The sequence below is a fragment of the Paenibacillus sp. JT22N15 genome (assembly GCF_059383755.1).
The window spans coordinates 505601-517466 of the sequence record NZ_JBXENV010000001.1; the positions used below are offsets into that span (position 1 = coordinate 505601).

At 47.7% G+C, this 11866-nt stretch carries 17 protein-coding genes; 5 read left to right on the forward strand and 12 right to left on the reverse strand.

Annotated elements, in window-relative coordinates; all coding sequences use genetic code 11:
• Position 1 precedes the first annotated feature (1 nt).
• Entirely contained in the window at positions 2 to 706 is a 705-nt protein-coding gene (locus AC50X8_RS02240) for an ABC transporter ATP-binding protein (protein ID WP_056030144.1), read from the reverse strand.
• 235 nt (positions 707 to 941) lie between these two features.
• Here AC50X8_RS02240 and AC50X8_RS02245 point away from each other — a divergent pair, with 235 nt between their 5' ends.
• Genes AC50X8_RS02245 through AC50X8_RS02255 form a run of 3 tightly spaced genes read left to right on the forward strand, consistent with a single transcriptional unit; the run spans position 942 to position 2890 of the window.
• Positions 942 to 1328 (forward strand): GntR family transcriptional regulator, encoded by a 387-nt coding sequence (locus tag AC50X8_RS02245; RefSeq protein ID WP_056030147.1) that lies wholly within the window; start codon positions 942 to 944, stop codon positions 1326 to 1328.
• Between the two features lie 7 nt (positions 1329 to 1335).
• On the forward strand, positions 1336 to 2205 hold the full coding sequence (locus AC50X8_RS02250; protein WP_056030152.1) for an ATP-binding cassette domain-containing protein: 870 nt from the start codon (positions 1336 to 1338) through the stop codon (positions 2203 to 2205).
• 1 nt (position 2206) lies between these two features.
• Entirely contained in the window at positions 2207 to 2890 is a 684-nt protein-coding gene (locus AC50X8_RS02255; protein WP_056030154.1) for a hypothetical protein, read from the forward strand.
• A 179-nt stretch (positions 2891 to 3069) separates the two neighbouring features.
• Here AC50X8_RS02255 and AC50X8_RS02260 read toward each other — a convergent pair whose 3' ends face one another.
• Positions 3070 to 3741, reverse strand: coding sequence for a TetR/AcrR family transcriptional regulator (locus AC50X8_RS02260; RefSeq protein ID WP_494857979.1), 672 nt, complete (start codon positions 3739 to 3741; stop codon positions 3070 to 3072).
• Positions 3742 to 3910: 169 nt separating this feature from the next.
• Between AC50X8_RS02260 and AC50X8_RS02265 the strand changes: the two genes are divergently transcribed.
• Positions 3911 to 4879 carry an aldo/keto reductase gene (locus tag AC50X8_RS02265; RefSeq protein WP_056030160.1) on the forward strand — a complete coding sequence of 323 codons (969 nt, stop codon included), beginning with the start codon at positions 3911 to 3913 and terminating at the stop codon, positions 4877 to 4879.
• Positions 4880 to 4962: 83 nt separating this feature from the next.
• Here the strand turns inward: AC50X8_RS02265 and AC50X8_RS02270 are convergent, their stop codons facing one another.
• From AC50X8_RS02270 to nrdR, 6 genes are all read right to left on the reverse strand, one after another.
• Positions 4963 to 5445, reverse strand: coding sequence for a DUF4261 domain-containing protein (locus AC50X8_RS02270; protein WP_494857977.1), 483 nt, complete (start codon positions 5443 to 5445; stop codon positions 4963 to 4965).
• Positions 5446 to 5627: 182 nt separating this feature from the next.
• Positions 5628 to 5981 carry a winged helix-turn-helix transcriptional regulator gene (locus AC50X8_RS02275; protein WP_046230239.1) on the reverse strand — a complete coding sequence of 118 codons (354 nt, stop codon included), beginning with the start codon at positions 5979 to 5981 and terminating at the stop codon, positions 5628 to 5630.
• A 65-nt stretch (positions 5982 to 6046) separates the two neighbouring features.
• Positions 6047 to 6604, reverse strand: coding sequence for a 6-phospho-3-hexuloisomerase (gene hxlB / locus AC50X8_RS02280; protein WP_056030164.1), 558 nt, complete (start codon positions 6602 to 6604; stop codon positions 6047 to 6049).
• Between the two features lie 5 nt (positions 6605 to 6609).
• Complete coding sequence (gene hxlA, locus AC50X8_RS02285) at positions 6610 to 7242, reverse strand: 3-hexulose-6-phosphate synthase (RefSeq protein ID WP_056030167.1); 633 nt, start codon at positions 7240 to 7242, stop codon at positions 6610 to 6612.
• Between the two features lie 144 nt (positions 7243 to 7386).
• The gene (locus AC50X8_RS02290) at positions 7387 to 7833 is read right to left on the reverse strand and encodes a GNAT family N-acetyltransferase (RefSeq protein WP_494878401.1); all 447 of its coding nucleotides are present in this window, start codon (positions 7831 to 7833) and stop codon (positions 7387 to 7389) included.
• 176 nt (positions 7834 to 8009) lie between these two features.
• A complete protein-coding gene (gene nrdR / locus AC50X8_RS02295; protein WP_046230243.1) occupies positions 8010 to 8489 on the reverse strand; it encodes a transcriptional regulator NrdR in 480 nt (159 codons plus the stop codon).
• Between the two features lie 110 nt (positions 8490 to 8599).
• Here nrdR and AC50X8_RS02300 point away from each other — a divergent pair, with 110 nt between their 5' ends.
• Positions 8600 to 8818, forward strand: coding sequence for an alpha/beta-type small acid-soluble spore protein (locus AC50X8_RS02300; protein WP_046230244.1), 219 nt, complete (start codon positions 8600 to 8602; stop codon positions 8816 to 8818).
• Between the two features lie 76 nt (positions 8819 to 8894).
• On the opposite strand, the gene AC50X8_RS02305 is transcribed toward AC50X8_RS02300, so the two are convergent.
• From AC50X8_RS02305 to mutM, 4 genes are all read right to left on the reverse strand, one after another.
• Positions 8895 to 9482: a lytic transglycosylase domain-containing protein gene (locus tag AC50X8_RS02305; protein ID WP_046230245.1), complete on the reverse strand. Its 588-nt coding sequence runs from the start codon at positions 9480 to 9482 to the stop codon at positions 8895 to 8897.
• Positions 9476 to 10075, reverse strand: a complete 600-nt coding sequence (gene coaE / locus AC50X8_RS02310; RefSeq protein WP_056030176.1) for a dephospho-CoA kinase — start codon at positions 10073 to 10075, stop codon at positions 9476 to 9478. Before coaE ends, AC50X8_RS02305 begins: the two co-directional genes overlap by 7 nt.
• Positions 10076 to 10092: 17 nt before the next feature.
• Positions 10093 to 10830 carry an MntP/YtaF family protein gene (locus AC50X8_RS02315; protein ID WP_056030179.1) on the reverse strand — a complete coding sequence of 246 codons (738 nt, stop codon included), beginning with the start codon at positions 10828 to 10830 and terminating at the stop codon, positions 10093 to 10095.
• 140 nt (positions 10831 to 10970) lie between these two features.
• Positions 10971 to 11828: a DNA-formamidopyrimidine glycosylase gene (mutM, locus tag AC50X8_RS02320; protein ID WP_494878403.1), complete on the reverse strand. Its 858-nt coding sequence runs from the start codon at positions 11826 to 11828 to the stop codon at positions 10971 to 10973.
• Between the last annotated feature and the right edge of the window lie 38 nt (positions 11829 to 11866).

Genomic DNA, 11866 nt, shown 5'->3' on the forward strand with positions numbered 1-11866 from the left:
CTTACCACTCGATCCCTTCAACGCTTTGTTTGTTATGATTCACCGTAATGCTTTCGATCCTTCCGCTTTTCACCTGAATGATTTTATCCGCCATTGGAGCAATCGCCGTGTTATGTGTGACCAACACAACACATTTCTTCGTTTCCTTGTTCAAATCTTGAAGCAGTTTTAAGACGGCCTTCCCTGTAACGTAATCCAAAGCTCCAGTCGGTTCATCACAGAGTAGAAGCAACGGATTTTTAGCGACCGCTCTCGCTATCGCAACGCGCTGCTGTTCCCCGCCAGAGAGCTGGGAAGGAAAATTTCGTATGCGGTCCCTTAGTCCAACCTTATATAAAATGTCTTTGGCATCGAGATGGTTTTGACATACTTCCGTGGCAAATTCAACATTCTCCAGCGCATTTAAATTCGGAATCAAATTATAAAATTGAAATACAAAGCCAACATTTTCACCGCGATATTCAGTTAATTTTCTTTCGCTCAACCTTGTAATTTCTTCATTGCCAACAAACACTTGACCTGAAGTAGCGTTATCCATACCGCCAAGGATATTCAGAATCGTGCTTTTACCGGCGCCGCTAGCACCAAGAACAACGACAAATTCACCCGCATTTATGGAAAAGTCAACACCATTAAGAGCCTTGATAGGCACTTCGCCTATTTTGTATTCTTTCGTTACCTTTTTGAATTCGATTAAAGCTCCCATTTTTACAGCTCCCCATATCGTATTGGATTATACTTTCCAAATACTCTATTGGCCAGGTCAGGCCCTAGGTATATTGGTATGTTACTAATGTAGTATACTATAATACCGGATTGGATAACTGTCAATAACCGGAGCAGTTGTAAAAAAAGTTGCCCGTTGTTTTCTCCTGCGTTTGTTTGTTGACAATTGTTTGTACATAAGATATGGTTTGCTACTAGATGGGAAACAAACTACGATGCTGAGTGGTGAGGCAATGAACGTCACTTTCGACGATAAGCAACCAATATATCAACAGGTAGCTGATATAATTGAAGACGATATTCTGAACGGAACCTTTCGAGTTGACGAGCAAATTCTTTCCGTGGCTCAGTTTTCTCAGCTGTTTCAAATTAATCCAGCGACCGTAGTCAAGGGGATTAGCCTGCTCGTAAATGAAGGTGTTTTGTACAAAAAAAGAGGGCTTGGCATGTATGTCTCAACGGATGCGAGACAGAAGATTCAGAATCGGCGAAGAGAGCGTTTCTATAAGGAGATGTTGTCCAATCTGCTGATCGAAGCCGACAAACTCGAGCTGACAACCGGCGATATCGTAGACATGATCAAGCAGTTGAGAAAGGATTGAACGCATCGTGAGCATCGTATTGAGTTGCGACAAATTAATTAAAAAATACGGTCGAACTTACGCCTTACGGAATCTGGATCTACAGCTGGAAGAGAACGTCATTTATGGCTTGCTCGGGCGAAACGGCGCTGGCAAATCGACGTTGCTTAACTTAATCGCAGGCGGAATCCTGCCGAATGACGGCACAATTGAGGTAAGAGGAAAAAAGCTGGGCAGGGGAGAACTTCCGAAAGATTTCTGTTTCGTACCGGAGAATAACAAACGCTTCGGAGGAGCGCGAGTGATCGAAATTTTGCAGTTTGCTGCGAGTTTTCATCCCAATTGGAATTGGACATTAGCTCATAAGCTGCTCCAAACGTTTCGGCTTGATCCGGACAAAAAAATCAGACAGCTATCAAGAGGCGCGGGTTCACTCGTAGGAAACACCATTGGTCTGGCCAGCCGGGCACCATTGACATTATTCGACGAGCCAGTGCTCGGACTTGATTTTTTGATGCGTGAAAAGTTTTACAAAGAGTTAATGGAAGATTACGCAAACTACCCTCGAACGATTTTACTGTCTACGCATTTAATTGACGAAATCGTCCCTGTCGCAGAAAAAGTTTATATCATTGAAGATGGCTCCATTCTGCTTCATGATGATTTGGATCAAATACGAATGGCGGCTTTTTCTATTCGGGGAAATTCGGAAGCAGTGAAATCGTTCACAGCCGGGAAACGCGTACTGTATACGGAATCCTATGGCCACGGCACACTTGCCGCTATTTATGAACCGTTGAACGATAAGGACATGCAGCAGGCCCTCATGATGGACATTTCGATTGAAAATATGTCGCTTCAAAGGTTTTTCTCGTATTTGATCGAAGGAGGTCACTAAAGTGGGGGCATTGACCGTTCATCTAAAGGCAACCTATTTGCAAATGAGGATTTACATCTGGTTTATCATTATTTTAACTGTGCTTGGCAGACTGGCGGAGTTTATTGTTAACCTTCTTGTTAACAATAGTGGAGGTACTATCCTTTCGGCTGGCAACATGCTGATTCTCATTTTGCTTCTTTTGGCTATCGTGCTGCCACTCAGTTATTACAAACGCATCGTACAATTAGGAGCAAGCCGAAAGCAATATTTTTGGGGACTTCAATTCGTCTTTGCTGTCTGGGCAGCAGTGCTCGCTTTGCTTAATTCTTTGTGGACTCATGTTGAAGTAAATGTGCTCCAGGATCACGAGAGCACGGTTGGTCTTATAGAAGCATTTCATTGGGATGATTTTGGCTTGGCAGGTTCTTTTCTCTACCAAACCGTTTTTTATTTGATGGCGATGGCGCTGCTAAGTATGCTGATCTCCGGTTACTACCGCTTTACCGGCTGGCTGCTATGGGCTCTGATCGCTGCGGCGATCCCGGTTGGAACGTCGATTCCATCGCTGCGCGTTCATGTCGTCTCTTTTTTCAAAGCCCTATTATTCAATGGCTCGTTATTGGCGGGCGTTGGATTTAATCTTATTCTTTTCCTCACTTTCGTGGCAGGCGGCTGGCTTTTTACGAGGGGAAGAACGCACTGAATCATAACAAGTCCCGCTTCGAATTAGAAGAGACATTGAAGAGGCATATCCCCTCCCTAGACTGCATATAAAAGAAACGCCACCAACGTCATCATACAACGTTGGTGGCATTTCTTTTATATGGAATGCCTTGGAGCGAACCCCCGGGGTTTATTCCACGCGCACGGAGCGCCACTCCCCTATTGCCTCGACAGCTTTTGAACCATCTGATTCAAAAACAAATCCATCTCCGAACTATTTTCTAAGTTTACGAATTCAGATTTTATGATTTGGTGTCTCATCACTTTGTAATAATCGGATAATGCCTGCTTCAGCGATAAATGATGGAGCATCAGCAGCTTGGGATCAATCATTTTCCTAAGCATCGTGTCCATTTGAATAAGGAGAATAACGGAATTCAGACGCTGAAACACATCATTTTCCATCCCCCTGTCAAAAAACTCCCTCACCTGTTCATTGCGCAGCTCAACCTCATTTGAAAGCCTGTCATATAAGTGTGGATACAGGCTGCTTAACTCCTGCAAGAAAATATCGGACAAGTATACCGCCATCAGCAAAGACTGCTGAAACACTTTATCAAAGGATTTGGCATAGGACAAATGATCGGTCAAGGTCCAGTCCTGCACCATGTCCGAAATATATGCCACGTAGCGACCTACAACCGCTTCAATGATCTCATCCTTGGAAGCAAAATATTTATACATGGTCGCCTTGCTAATATCCATATATTTAGCTGCATCATCCATCTTCAGCGAGGAAAATCCGTTTTTTTGCAGCACGGGTATAATCTTTATAATTAGCTTTTGGATCGTTTTATTTCTCTTCTCCAATGAAGGGGATTTCGTATCCATGGGGTAAAGCCTCCTAATTCTTCATACCTCGAATTATAACCCAATCCCACAAAAATTTGAACAATGTGTACTAATTGAACTTTTTTAGATTATTTAGTTTACTTTTTAGCTTTTCACGTGCTATTGTTATCTTCAAGAAATGTAGAAATAAAAAGGAGGCTTGAACACCATGGAAGCTTTGGCATTGGGTAGTCAAGGACTGCAAGTATCCCGTTTGGGATTAGGATGTATGGGAATGTCCGAATTTTATGGGGCAACGGATGAGTCAGAGTCTTTAAGCACGCTAAGTCACGCTCTGGAGTTAGGCATTACGTTTTTTGATACGGCGGATATTTACGGTTATGACGAGGACGGCATCGGTGCAAATGAAAAGCTGGTTGGCAAAGGGTTAAGGACGCATCGTCAAGCTGTGCAGATCGCAACGAAATTTGGCTCTTTACGCAATAAAACGCAGCATCTAGGCTACAATGGAACGCCGCAGTATGTGAAGCAAGCCTGTGAGGCTAGTTTGCATCGCTTGGGCACGGACTACATCGATCTGTATTACTTGCATAGAGCAGATCCTAATGTTCCGATTACAGAGACGGTTGGAGCCATGGCTGAGCTTGTGAAAGAAGGAAAAGTCCGCTATTTGGGCCTGTCAGAAGTAACCTCTCAACAATTGGCCGATGCTCACGCTGTCTTTCCCATTACAGCCGTTCAAACGGAATATTCCTTATGGTCCAGAGAGCCTGAACTGGGTATTTTGAATGCTTGCAGAGAATTAGGGGTCGGTTTTGTCCCCTACAGCCCGCTTGGAAGAGGATTTTTGACTGGCACTCTCTCAAGTCGAAGCCAACTGGCACAAGACGACTGGCGCATGTATAATCCCCGGTTTTCTGAAGAGGCATTCGAACAAAATAGGAAGATCGTCCAAGGGATACAGCTGCTCGCCCAGCAAAAAGGAGTGACTCCCGCCCAAATCGCACTGGCGTGGGTAACCGCGCAAGGAAACGATATCGTTCCGATTCCGGGCACAAAGCGTGTGAAATATTTGCAGCAAAATGTAGAGGCATTATCCATCCGCTTAACATCTGAAGAGCTATCCAGCTTGAATGAGCTTGCTCCTGTCGGCAGCACCTTTGGCAGCCGTTATTAAGCATGACAGGCTCATCATATTGAAAATGGATTAAACGCAAAGACGCCAGCCTTAACGGCTGGCGTCTTGTACAAGCTGCTGCATCAGTCTTTTCTGTCGTTGCTTCCCCCTTGCATACCGGCATAATAAGGCTCTCCCGGATCAAGGTCGAGGACGACGCGTCGTGGTGCGGCAAGAGCATATTGATGCTCACAGCGCCAGCGTATGTCCTCGGTTCCGCCGACCGTCTCTCCATCGTTGATAACATCCCCATTTTCAAATAAATAATAGGCGATATTCCCAAAATTTTGGGCTACCTCGTTAGGGTCTAAATCATAAAAGTGGCACTGCACATCCGGAATGCCGATTGCTGCAAGCCCTAGTGTATCCATTAACCATTCCTCGCGCTCGCTAGCTGTTCCCCCTACATTATAGAAGCGAAAATTCATCGCACCGTACAACAAATTACCTTGCTCCAACATATCCAAATAGACGTTCGGCTCAACCAGCTTATCGCTCTCCTCTTCAAGAACCTGTTGCTCTTCCGGGCTTAGATCTTCAAACTGCTCATCCACATGTGTAGTCAACCATCAGCCTCTCCTTATATTCAAATATAAATGCTCGATATCATTTTATTTTAATAGGAAACACAGCCATGAACAACTTCACCAATTATAGGTTCCGATTTCAAATCAAAAAAAAGGCCGAAGCCAGAAGCATCCTCTGCCCCTCACCCCAGCCTTCCTTAGCTATCAAGCTGCTATTGCCGCTATTTCCATACGACTTCCTCGCCGTAGTTTTTGCCCCAATCGTACATCATGCGCAGCACAGGCATCAGGCTTTCGCCGTAAGCCGTTAACGTATATTCCACTCGCGGCGGAACCTCCGCATACACTTTGCGCTCAACCAGCAAATCCTCCTCCAGCTCGCGGAGCTGATTCGTCAGCATTTTCTGGGTGATATGGGGAATCATTTTCTTCAGCTCACTGAAACGTTTCGTTCCTTCAAGACCAAGATGCCACAATATGATCAGCTTCCACTTGCCCCCAATGACGGCCAGCGTAAGCTCCTTCTCGCAGTTGATTTCACGTAAATTAATACGTTCCTTTAATTCCTGAGCCATATCCATTCCCCCTCCTTCCCAGTATACATGATGAAGCAGCTTCCAGCTATGCTGCGCGCCACCTGCTACTCCAGATTCGCGTGATTGCTGTACATGGTGTTGCCGCTAAGCCCTTTCTTCTCCATCAAGCTAAGAATAACCGCATCATAGAAAATTAGAAGGCCTTGTTCAAAAAGAGAAGCCATCGGCTGCACGGTCTGCTTGGCCCCATCCTGCTCTTCCTTCGCCGCAGCTTGCAGCGTTACGACGATATGCGCCGCACGTCCAAGCGCCGACTCTGGATTCGTCGTAATGACAGCCAGCTTGCCGCCGAGCGCCTCCGCCTTTTGTGCCATCGCAATGAGGCTGCTCGTCCCGCCTGAGCCCGAACCCAACACAAGTACATCGTCTTTGCCGAGTGCACGCGTCACCGTCTCGCCAGCCACATAAGCGTCAAAGCCCATATGCACGAGCCGCATTGCAAAAGCTTTGCCCATCAGGCCTGAGCGTCCAGCGCCTGAGACGAAAACACGCGGCGCGCGCATAATCGCATCAGCCAGCTCGCCTGCGGCTTCATCCGGAATGAGCTGCGTCAGCCGCTCCAGCTCCTGTACGATTTCTCCTGCAAGCTGACTAATACGCATCAGCTTTAGGCCTGTTTGATCCACTGCTGCATTTGCGATGCAGTTGCGGATTTATTTTCAACACCCGTAATTCCGCCGCCTACGATAACCAGATCAGGCTTTGCCGAAATAACCTCTTGCAGCGTATCGATTTTGATGCCGCCTGCGATTGCGGTTTTAGCTTGTTTTACAACACGCTTGATCGCTGCCAGCTCTTCGAAGGAGTTTTTGCCTTCTGCCTGGTGATCATAGCCGGAATGGACACAAATATAGTCTACCCCAAGCGCATCAATTTCTGCTGCACGGGCTTCAATATTTTTCACATTAATCATATCGACCATAATTTTGTTGCCCTGCTTGCGAGCTTCTTCAACCGCGCCCCTAATGGTGGAGTCGTCGGAAACACCAAGAACGGTAATAATGTCCGCACCCGCTTCGGAAGCCTTCATCACTTCATAGCCGCCAGCGTCCATAATTTTCAGATCGGCCAGCACTTTGAGGTTAGGGAAAGCTTCTTTAATCGCTTTTACCGCATGCAGACCCTCGTTGATAACGATAGGTGTTCCGATTTCAACGATGTCGATAAACGACTCAACCTCTTTGACCAAAACCTTTGCTTCCTCAATGTTCACCAAATCAAGCGCCAATTGCAATTCCATGTATACGCACACTCCTTCATCAAATGTTGGAAATTGTTAACCTTGCTACAGGTTTTAGTCTAGCCCCTTTCCGACATTTGAGGAAGTACGCACTTGAAAGTGGTGTAGTTACTTGAAGGATACTATTGCGGTTTATCAGGCTTTCTAGACAATTGTATAGTTCACCCAGCTGCCTTGAACCGCATCCATTTTAGCGAAAAATTGTTGGGCCCGCTTATTTTGCGGAGCTGTTATCCAGAACATATGAGCAAAGCCTTGCTCCTGTGTGTACGTTCTGCATGTCAAAAATAGCGCTTCCTCCACTTCCGTATCCCGATACGGCTCCAGCAGAAAAAAGTCATTCATTAGCGTAATCCGCGCTGTCTTCATTGTACTAATCGTAAAATATAAAGTAGCAAAGCCAATCAGCTGCTGCTCCTTCTCTACGACAAACTGGATACCGCCCTGCTTTTCCAGCAGCTGCTCAATTAATTGATGAATTTCTGATGTGCCCGGCCAAGGATTTTGATAGAAGCCTACGATATAGTCGTGCATTAATTCGGTCAAGCTGCCGATATCCTTCTTTTCCGCCAGCCTAATTTTGAATGACATATAAAAAAACCTCCCTTTCAACAATGAATAATTATACACTTAACTGTTTTAATATTCAACTCACTATTGTTTAAGGCGTTCTAACGCAAAAAAACAAAAAAACAAAAAAACAACGCCTGGAGCGGCGCTGTTTTCTCCAATCTATTCATACCGCTGCTTCGGAAGCAGCATTAGATTTAATCCTTCATTCCATTGGGTGAGCTGTCCTTCGACAGCAGACTGCTAAGCTCCTTCATGAACATATCGATGTCCTTGAACTGCCGATAAACAGAAGCAAAACGGACATAAGCTACTTCATCTACTGGATACAGCTGTCCCATCACCAGTTCGCCAATGACACGGCTCTCCACCTCGGCGTGTGCAGTTGTGCGCAGCTCCTTCTCTACCTCAGAAACGACAACCTCCAGCCTTTCAGCGGGCACGGGGCGCTTCTCGCAAGCACGGATTAAACCACGCAAAATTTTATCACGGCTGAACTCTTCACGGCTGCCATCCTTCTTGATGACAACGAGCGGCGTTTCCTCAATCATCTCGAACGTCGTGAAGCGGCTTTTGCATTTCTCACATTCCCGGCGGCGGCGAATGGACTTGTTCTCGTTAGCGGGACGCGAGTCCAGCACCTTCGTTCCGGAGTAGTCGCAATATGGACACTTCATTCTCTTTTCCTCCCTTCTAAGCTATCCCTAAAAATTACCAAACAATCCCTGTAATGAAGTTCGGATTTTCGCACATAATACTTTTACCAACCGCGAGGAGGTGAACACACATGAGCGCAAACCGCAGCAGCAACCAACTGGTTGTACCACAAGCGACAGCAGCACTCGACCAAATGAAATTCGAGGTTGCTCAAGAGCTTGGAATCGCGATTCCACAAGACGGTTACTACGGTAACATGGCTACAAAGGACGCTGGTTCCATCGGAGGGTACATTACCCGCCGTCTGGTACAAATCGCTGAGCAATCCCTTGCAGGGGGCTCCCATTAATAAATAGCTCTTGTAATAACAGACAGCTTTGGCTGCTTAAGTCCTGAAGTGACGAGCAGCCAAAGCTTCTTCCTGTTTACGGCTCAAGTTCCGGGTACAAGTCTTTGTACTTATTATAATACTTCACAACCTTTTGTACATAATCGCGTGTTTCTTTATATGGAATTTTAGCGGCTTCTTCGAACGTGCCGTCCCATTCCCCCGAATCGAGCCATTGCCGGACTTTACCTGGTCCTGCATTGTAGGCAGCAATGACAACGATATTATTTTCATCAAATTGTTTGTGCAGCGAAGCCAGATACCATACCCCCAGCTCGATGCTCACATCAGCACGATTGCGCAGCGTCTCCTCTGTCACCTGCTCGAAGCCTGCCTTCTCGACAATCCATTTGGCGGTGGTCGGCATAATTTGCATCAGTCCGAGCGCACCTTTCTTCGAAACTTTGCCCGTCTGGAAATTCGTCTCCGCTTTAATAATGGCCGCCACCAGATGGGGATCAACCTGATAGCTAATGGCACTTGCCCGAATATCGGCCTTATAATCAATAGGATAGAGCTTCTTGAGCATCCATGCGGGCTGAGCGACAATAATGACAACTATGATAATAAATAATAGCAAAAACAGCCTTCTACGAGCGACCTTTCTTCTCTTGGCCCTCAGCATGTATGACCCATGCTCTGCCAAAACGCCTGAACCTGCTCCCTCGTCTGCGTCAGCGTTCCACTGTTGTCGATGACCCAATTAGCTCTGCGCTTCTTCTCCTCCATGCTCAGTTGCAGCCCCATGCGCCGCCTTGCTTCCTGCTCATCTACGTTGTTGCGCGCCATCAGGCGCTCCAACTGGATATGCTCTGGCACATACACAACAAGCACGCCTTCATATAAATGGTCCTGCTCCGTCTCATACAGCAGCGGAATATCAGCAACGACCAGCTTGCCTGGATGCTGCCGTTCATAGTCAGCCATTCGCTGCTGCATCGTAGACCGAATAGCCGGATGCAAAATCGCCTCAAGCTGCCCCAGCTGCGCTTTATTATTAAATACGATTTGGCCGAGCGCTGCCCGATCAAGTGTACCGTCTTTATGTAACACAGCTTGTCCAAACGCAGAGGCGACCGCCGCTAGAGCGGGCTCCCCTGGCAAAACAACTTCCCTTGCTACCTGATCGGCATCCACCAGCAGCGCTCCAAGCTCCACTAATAGGTGGGCAACGGTGCTTTTTCCAGTAGCAATGCCGCCGGTTAATCCGATCCTCATGCCCTTCCACCTCATCTTTACAGCAGCTTTGATATTCCAATCATAATAAGCAAAATGCCTGGCAGTACCGCCAGCGCCTGCATGCCCTTCCAATGCGAGAAGCGAAAGCCGAAGCTGATGCCCCCTAGCAAAAATAGGGCGCTAGCCGCAGCAATCACAATCGCTGTCAGCAAAGCAGGCAAACCAATCATCGCGGCCCCGATTCCTGCGCCGAAAGCATCGAGCGATAGCGCTACGCCGAGCATAATCGCCTCGGAGGCGGAAATCGTGCCCGACTTATCAACGTCAGCAGCCTGCGGTGTCCGTAAAATCTGAATGACAAGCCCAATGCGTTTCAGCTCAACAATCACAACGAGCACCGGATGGCTTGCCTCCGCAGCGTTTGTTTCTACTGCCGCCAGATCGGAACGATCCTCTGAAACCGGGCCGCTAGCACCAGAAGCGGCAGACGCATTTTCCACATCCACCTTCTTGCTTTCATGGCGATTTCGCCGCAGCTGAAGCAGCGCCCAACAGCCAATACCCATCAGCACGATGGCGCCAATCAAGCTTGCCGAGCCTGGCGACAAATAATTGGCGATAACGCTGCCTAGCTTCATAGACAATAAAATGATCAGGCCTGAACAGCACGCGATAATCAGCACGGACAGCAACGGGATGCGAATGCGGCGCAAACCATACGTAATGCCAACACCGAAGCCGTCCACGCTCACAGCAAAAGCGAGCACGATCAACGAAACCAGATGCAAAGCCAACCCTCGTCACTCCCTGCATACGCAGGTGCCCCGATTTCACCCTACAGGGCATCTGCCTATTGTTCTTCACAACAGCATATGCAGCTGCATGCCTAGGGTGAATGACTACATCATGGAGGGCTTGGCTTTAGTTATCGCGATTAGCCGGCGCTTTGCTCGCCTGCTTGCTCCGGCGCCTTCTGGCAGCTAGGGCAAATATGCGTGCCTCTGCCTCCAACAACAAACTTTTCAATGGCTTCTCCGCAAACCGGGCACGGCTCGTCCTTTCGGCCATAAACGAGCAGCTGATGCTGGAACATGCCCATCTCGCCTTGCCCATTTACATAGGATTTGATCGATGAGCCGCCCGCTTCCACCGCTTTGCCAAGCGTCGAACAGATCGCTGCATGCAGCTTATCCCATTCTCCGGCAGTAAGCGAGCTGGCGCTCCGCTCAGGATGGATACCCGCTTGAAACAGCGCCTCATCTACATAAATATTACCCAACCCGACCACATATTCCTGATTGAGCAGCAGCGGCTTGATTTTCGTAGAGCGCCTTGCCAGCTTGGCATGCAACACATCGCGAGTAAATGCAGGCTCAAGCGGCTCAAGGCCCAGCTTATTCAGCGGCGGCAGCTCAAACTCCGTGCCCGGCGTGAACAAGTGCATCGTGCCAAACTGCCTGACATCTTTATATCTTAAATCCGTTCCATCCTCAAAATGGAACAAGACATGCGTATGAAGCTCGATGGGCTCATCGCTTTGAAATAATCCATAGCGGCCTTCCATGCGCAAATGCGATACGAGCACAAGCCCGTCCATGACGATACGCAAAAACTTTCCGCGCCGCTCGACCGTCTCGATTGTCATGCCGACGAGCGCATCCTCAAATTGCTCCGGCACAGCCGGACGCTGAATAATGCGGGGCAGCCGCACCGTAACCGATTTAATCTTTTTTCCTGCAACAAGCTCAATTAATGTTCGTCTAACCGTTTCTACCTCTGGAAGTTCCGGCATTGCATCTCACCTCAACGTCTATTATACCTGATTTCCGC

What these genes read in the sequence shown, in the direction of transcription:
- AC50X8_RS02300 (WP_046230244.1), top strand. Translation starts at nt 8,600, where the DNA reads ATGAGCGCAAACCGCAGCAGCAACCAACTGGTTGTACCACAAGCGACA.
- coaE (WP_056030176.1), bottom strand. Translation starts at nt 10,075, where the DNA reads ATGAGGATCGGATTAACCGGCGGCATTGCTACTGGAAAAAGCACCGTT.
- AC50X8_RS02245 (WP_056030147.1), top strand. Translation starts at nt 942, where the DNA reads ATGCTGAGTGGTGAGGCAATGAACGTCACTTTCGACGATAAGCAACCA.
- hxlB (WP_056030164.1), bottom strand. Translation starts at nt 6,604, where the DNA reads ATGCGTATTAGTCAGCTTGCAGGAGAAATCGTACAGGAGCTGGAGCGG.
- AC50X8_RS02265 (WP_056030160.1), top strand. Translation starts at nt 3,911, where the DNA reads ATGGAAGCTTTGGCATTGGGTAGTCAAGGACTGCAAGTATCCCGTTTG.
- AC50X8_RS02260 (WP_494857979.1), bottom strand. Translation starts at nt 3,741, where the DNA reads ATGGATACGAAATCCCCTTCATTGGAGAAGAGAAATAAAACGATCCAA.
- AC50X8_RS02275 (WP_046230239.1), bottom strand. Translation starts at nt 5,981, where the DNA reads ATGGCTCAGGAATTAAAGGAACGTATTAATTTACGTGAAATCAACTGC.
- hxlA (WP_056030167.1), bottom strand. Translation starts at nt 7,242, where the DNA reads ATGGAATTGCAATTGGCGCTTGATTTGGTGAACATTGAGGAAGCAAAG.
- AC50X8_RS02290 (WP_494878401.1), bottom strand. Translation starts at nt 7,833, where the DNA reads ATGTCATTCAAAATTAGGCTGGCGGAAAAGAAGGATATCGGCAGCTTG.
- mutM (WP_494878403.1), bottom strand. Translation starts at nt 11,828, where the DNA reads ATGCCGGAACTTCCAGAGGTAGAAACGGTTAGACGAACATTAATTGAG.
- nrdR (WP_046230243.1), bottom strand. Translation starts at nt 8,489, where the DNA reads ATGAAGTGTCCATATTGCGACTACTCCGGAACGAAGGTGCTGGACTCG.
- AC50X8_RS02305 (WP_046230245.1), bottom strand. Translation starts at nt 9,482, where the DNA reads ATGCTGAGGGCCAAGAGAAGAAAGGTCGCTCGTAGAAGGCTGTTTTTG.
- AC50X8_RS02240 (WP_056030144.1), bottom strand. Translation starts at nt 706, where the DNA reads ATGGGAGCTTTAATCGAATTCAAAAAGGTAACGAAAGAATACAAAATA.